Source organism: Actinoplanes sp. NPDC049681 (assembly GCF_044465265.1).
Taxonomy (GTDB): domain Bacteria; phylum Actinomycetota; class Actinomycetes; order Mycobacteriales; family Micromonosporaceae; genus Actinoplanes.
In genome coordinates, this window is record NZ_JBITLP010000016.1 from 1 (window position 1) to 3,252 (window position 3,252).

The window sequence follows — 3,252 nt, forward strand, 5'->3', positions numbered from 1 at the left end:
TTTTCTGCGAGGCCGGGCGGCACGGCGGTGGTCGTCCGGTCGGCCCGGCGTCACGACATAGCCGGCGCCTCGCCGCGCCTCCGACGGCCGGGTGCTGGGGACCGTATGCCGACACAGGGTGATCAATCTTGCCGACGCCTTGGCCGCCAAGCGCGCCAGGGCCCGTGCCGCATCAAGCGGCACGGGCCCTGGCTCTACGTGATTGTGGCTGATCGGGCCACATCTACTTCCAGCAGTCACTGCCAACGATCAGTCACCGGCTTGGTGGCGTCGTGGGCTGTGTCTCTCGGAAGCACCCCGAATGGATGATCACGGCGAGGCTGTCGGCTGAGGTAGTGCTCGACAAGGTGAAATTGCCGCTGTCCCCTTGATTTTTCGCAGATAGCACCCCTTCGTTGAGATCCTGCCTGAAGTCATTCCGGGTGATCTTCCAGCCCATCTTCTGCCAGTGTTCTCTCACCGAGTTAAATGCGTCGCGCTGCTTAGCGGCTGGTATGTCGATGTTGTAGACACCTTGGATGTACTTCACCGCGCCCGACGTGTCGCCCTCGTCGTTGTCGCATTCCGAAGAGTTCACATCGGGCCTGGCTAACCGCCCTTTTCCGGAGACGTTCGCGATTTGGTTTGCGAGTTCTTGAACTTCTGCACGAACCTCTGCGTCGGTGGCGATCCTCAAATTCTCTGCATTCTGGCCGGGTTTCCCGGCGCATGCGGCTATGGCGAGCAGAACGAACGGCAGAAGAAATCCAAGGCGAGACGGCTTGCCGGTCTTCCTGCAATGAATCTTCATCAGGTCCCCACCTAGGAGATGTTGGGTGGCGCTTCGCCGTGTACCAGACGAACGATGCTGTACTTTCCGACAACGACGGCCGCCTGATTGAGAACGCTGTCCGAGGGTTCGTCGTCCCAGTCCCAGTATGCGCTATGCCCGCTGGTGTCGACCGCGTATTCGTTCGCACCGAACTCCGGCTCATGGGGACTGATCTCATGGCCATCTACATAGGCAAGCTGAACCCATGGACCGACGAGGGCGGCAATTGTGGCGATCTTCGTTGAATAGTCGAAGTCGGCGATGATCTCCGGACGTGCGACAGGGTCGTCGTCGGCTGCGCCGGCCCAAACATGACGTGGATCTGCCGTCAGGTCGTGGATGTTGTCGGTATCCAGGCCCGGGCTGCCAGCGACGAGGAGGTCGTCTGCATGGAGGTTCCCTGTGAGGGCAGCCTCGCCGACCACGGTTGAGCCATAGGAGTGTGCCGCGGCCGTAAGGTGGTAGGGCCCGGGACCATGGGTGAGTCGCAGCGCGTCAACGAACTGGTTCAGCGGTGCTGCCCCAGCCTGGGCGCGGAACGTGAGGGCCACGGACGCGTCTAGTTCGGGAGCGTCGTAGCCCAGCCAGTAGATCGTTGAAACCTCGACCTCTCCTCTTACGATGCCCGACGCCGCAGCCCTCAGATTCTTGATCCTGTTGACGTTGCTTCGCGTGCTGTCCAGGGTGGTGCCTAGGCCGGGAACCCATACGGCGGTGTGGCGTGCCTTGTCGGGGTTGTGGTCGGCGATGATGACCTTGCCGTCACCCTTTGTATCCACTCCGACGAGGAAGCCGACGCCCTGGCCAAGACCGTCCAGCTTGTCCTCGATCATCTCGATCCGGGCCTGTTCGTTGTCGATCTCCCTGAGGAGGTTCTCAAGGTCGGGGATCATCGGGTGCCCCGGTTCAAGGCCGGCGATCTCATCTGTGTATTGCTTTTCCCAGGCAGCGAGTAGCTGTTTACGCTGCAGCAGCCACAGGCGGTTGGCCTTGTCGCGGTCGACGATAGGCACGCCGTCGAGCCACCCGACACGCTCGGGATGTTCATTGATGATGTTGTTTCGCTGGGTGTCGTTGAGCTCTTGCCACCATTTGTTGGCGTCATCGGGCGCCGGGGCATTCACCGGTGCCTGGGGGCGGATGCGGAGCAGGGTGGTGGTGCCGTCGAGTCGGGACAGGGTGTACAGGTCGTTGCCGTCGTAGGTGAGGCCGAGAGCTGTTCCGTAGACGAGGGTGACGGTGTTGTCCGGGTTGACGATTCGACGGCCCCAGGGTACGGCGACACTGGTCCTGGATCCGTCGGTCTTGCTGATCGCGGAGAGGTCGGGGAGTTGCGGTGTGCCGTTGGGAAGGGGGTCGGTCAGGTTGGGTCGGGGTGCCTTGATGTAGAGGTAGTTGCCGATGGAGGTCATGATTCCGTCGAGGGCGAGGGGGAACTGGGTGCTCACGGTGGTGACCTGGCCGGCTGGGCCGGTGACGGGCGTGCCGGCGAAGGGCGACGGGGTGACCTTCAGCAAGGTTTTGTCGGTGGCGACCCACACGTAGGAGTCATCGGCGGCGAGCGCCTGGTTGGAGCCGTAAGGGAGGTTGGTGGTGAGCAGGGTGTTGACGCCGGTCTGCAGGTCGTACTGGTAGAGGTAGCTGCCGTTGGCGGCGTAGAGCTGGTGCCCGCTGATGGCATACACGTTGGCGTTGGGGGGGCCGGTCAGGGTGGTGGTGGCGCCGTTGGCCGGGTTGACGGCACGCACGTAGCCGCAGCTGTAGACGTAGATCGCGGAGCCGTCGGCGCCGATGACCTTCGGGGAGCTGAACTGGGCGGCGGCGCCGGTGTCGGCGTCGGTGCAGCTGGTGCTGGTGGTGGTGCCGGCTAGGACGGTGCTGGTGCCGGTCGAGGTGTTGGTTTTGATGATCTGGTTGCCGGCGGTGGTGAACACGTAGTTTCCGATGGCGGCGAGACCGCTCGCGGCTGCGGTGCTGCTGGAGATCGTGTTGAGGTCGACGGTGTCGAACTTCGGTCCGCGGAATGTGGGCTCCCATACCCGGGTGGTGGGGGTGATGCGGGTCAGGCCTTGGGTGCTGGCGGTGTAGAGGGCGTCGCCGTCGGTGGCCAGGCCGCTGGCGGAGGTCAGGCGTAGGCCGTCGGTGCCGGTGTCACCGGTGATCAAGCGGGTGGCGGCGTCGCCTTTGTTGATCCGGACGATCAGGTTGTCCGGGGTAATCGCGTACAGATAGTCACCGCCGGAGGTCATCGGCCCCGAGGTCAACATGCCGAGCGGCAAGGTCACCACGGTCTTCTGCCCGGTGAGTTCCCAGCGGGTGATGGTGCGGTCGGTGGTGACCCAGACGGCGGTGTCGTCGGCGCCCAGCGCCCGGTAGTTGGTGTTGGTGAAGCCGCTGGCGATCAGGGTGTTGACGCCGGTCTGCAGGTCGTACTGGTAGAG

General features: G+C 63.6%; 2 protein-coding genes. Both read right to left on the reverse strand.

Features of this window, described 5'->3' with window-relative positions; all coding sequences use genetic code 11:
* Positions 1–253: 253 nt before the first annotated feature.
* Complete coding sequence (locus tag ACIBO8_RS37045; RefSeq protein WP_396120215.1) at positions 254–790, reverse strand: hypothetical protein; 537 nt, start codon at positions 788–790, stop codon at positions 254–256.
* A gap of 11 nt (positions 791–801) precedes the next feature.
* Positions 802–3,252: alpha/beta hydrolase (locus ACIBO8_RS37050; protein ID WP_396120216.1), on the reverse strand; the 2,451-nt coding region annotated here is incomplete at its 5' end.

Coding starts and splice junctions, on each gene's coding strand:
- ACIBO8_RS37045 (WP_396120215.1), bottom strand. CDS start 790: ATGAAGATTCATTGCAGGAAGACCGGCAAGCCGTCTCGCCTTGGATTT.